The following is a 2,267-nucleotide window of genomic DNA, read 5'->3' as shown; positions in this document are numbered from 1 at the left end:
CATCCGTCCAAGCGATGCACAAGGTTAGCCAAGCCTAAATATGATCTCTAAATCGAAGCATTTCGGGCACGTCAGTGCATACGCCCTGGTTGTCCTACTGGTGGCTATTTCGTTCAATACTCTGGCAAGCGAGTACGTAGGTAGTGACACTTGCCAGAACTGCCATGCCGAAGAGTACGAGCATTGGCGGCAAAGCCATCATTTCTCGGCGATTGCCGAGGCAAGCGACGAGACGGTAAAAGGCGACTTCAACAACAGTCGCTTCACCTATAACGGCATCACCTCGCGTTTTTACCGCAAGAACGGCGCATTTTACGTCCTGACCGACAAAGCCTCAGGTGAACTGGAAGAGTTCAAGGTCACCCATACGTTCGGCACCTACCCGCTTCAGCAGTACCTCATCGACTTCCCCGACGGGCGCAAGCAGGTGTTGGGCATAATCTGGGATACGCGCCCGAAAGAACAAGGTGGTCAGCGCTGGTACCACCTGTTCCCTGACTCCCCGAGCATGAACCACGGCGAACCTGCGGTCACCAGCACCGATCCATTGCACTGGACCGGCATCTACTTCAACTGGAACAGCCGGTGCGCCAGTTGCCACTCAACCAATCTGGAAAAAGGCTACCAGCTTTCGGAGAATCGCTACGACACACGCTGGTCGGAGATAAGCGTGGGTTGCGAGGCCTGCCATGGTCCGGCAAAAGCGCACCTCGACTGGGTTCGTCAGCCGCAAAAGAGCACATCGACGCATTCGGGTTTCGGGGTCTCGCTGCTCAATCCAGGCATCTGGAAAGCGGTACAAGACATAGCCCAGGGCAAGCAGACTGCAGCGATGTTCAAGCACAGCGGGCCACGTGCGGACGTCCAGATGCAGCAGTGCGCAAGTTGCCACTCACGCCGCGTGGAGATAGGCCAGCCAGACCCTCGCGTCAGTTACTACGACACTCACCAGCTCAGTCTGCTCGAACCCCCTCTTTATCATGCAGATGGACAAGTCTCGGACGAGGTCTTTGAGTGGGGATCGTTCCTGCAAAGCAAGATGTATAGGGAGGGTGTGGCGTGCACCAACTGCCATGACCCTCACAGCGGTCAACTAAAAGCCGAAGGCAACGCTCTATGCACCCAATGCCATAACGCAGCTGTCTTCGACAAACCCGAGCATCACCATCATCAACCTGCAAGCGCCGGCAGTCAGTGCGTCAACTGCCATATGCCCAGCACCACATTCATGGGCGTCGATGAACGCCGGGACCACAGCTTACGCATCCCCCGACCCCAGCAATCCTCTGATGTAGGCGCCCCCAATGCCTGTAATCAATGCCACACCAAGCAGGATCCTGCCTGGGCTCAGGCGCATATTGAAGATTGGCTGAAGGCCACGGACCGCCAGCTACCGGAACATCCATTCGCCAAGGTGTTCCATGCAGCCGATAGCAGTCGCGTCGATATCGGGCCGCAACTTCTGCGCATTGCCCAGGATGAATCGTTGCCGGCCATCGTCCGTGGCAGTTCAATCCTTCGTCATGCACCCTTTCATAACCAGCAGAGCGTACAAGCGCTGTCGAAACTGTTAAGCAACCCTGAACCGCTGATTCGCTTGGGTGCTCTGCGTTCGATGAACACCTTGCCACTGCAGCTAAGGTATCAACTACTCGCGCCCCACCTGAATGAACAGGTGGTATCACTGCGAGTGGAGATGGCGCGCCTACTGGCCGGCCTCGATATCACTCAGCTTCAGGCGCGGCAACAGGCGCAATTGGAGAGCCTCTTCAACGACTTCATCCAGGCCACCGCCTTCAACGAAGACATGCCTGAAAGCCTAATTTCATCGGGCCAATTCCAGATCGATCGCAAAGACTACGATGCGGCCGAAACAGCACTGAAACAAGCCGTCACCGTTGCGCCGCGGCACGAAGGGGCCTTGCTGAACCTGGCAGACTTCTATAGGCGCACCTCGCGCGACGCCGAGGCCGCCCCGCTGCTTGAGCGCGCCGTCGCCGCTGCGCCGAATTCAGCCGAGGCCCATTACGCCATCGGCCTGCTCCAGGTTCGTCGAAAGGCATATGCCGCGGCTGAAAAAGCGCTGCGAACAGCGACTGAGCTCGCCCCTGCAGCCCCCCGCTATGCCTACACCTATGCATTGTCCCTGGACAGGTCAAATCGCACATCAGAAGCCGTGAAGTTTCTTCAGAAGTGGAACAAATCTTACCCACCCGACCCACAAGTCAATCAAGTACTCCAAGGTTTGTTAGCCAAGCAGAACAAAT

General features: G+C 56.9%; 1 protein-coding gene. It reads left to right on the top strand.

Translation table 11 applies throughout. The features are described from left to right. Positions 1-100 precede the first annotated feature (100 nt). Positions 101-2,267 (top strand): tetratricopeptide repeat protein (locus HP546_RS29330; protein WP_172233103.1); only part of this gene is annotated, 2,167 nt, incomplete at its 3' end.

Source organism: Pseudomonas sp. CM25 (assembly GCF_013179705.1).
Taxonomy (GTDB): Bacteria; Pseudomonadota; Gammaproteobacteria; order Pseudomonadales; family Pseudomonadaceae; genus Aquipseudomonas.
This window is presented reverse-complemented; position numbering and strand designations above follow the sequence as displayed.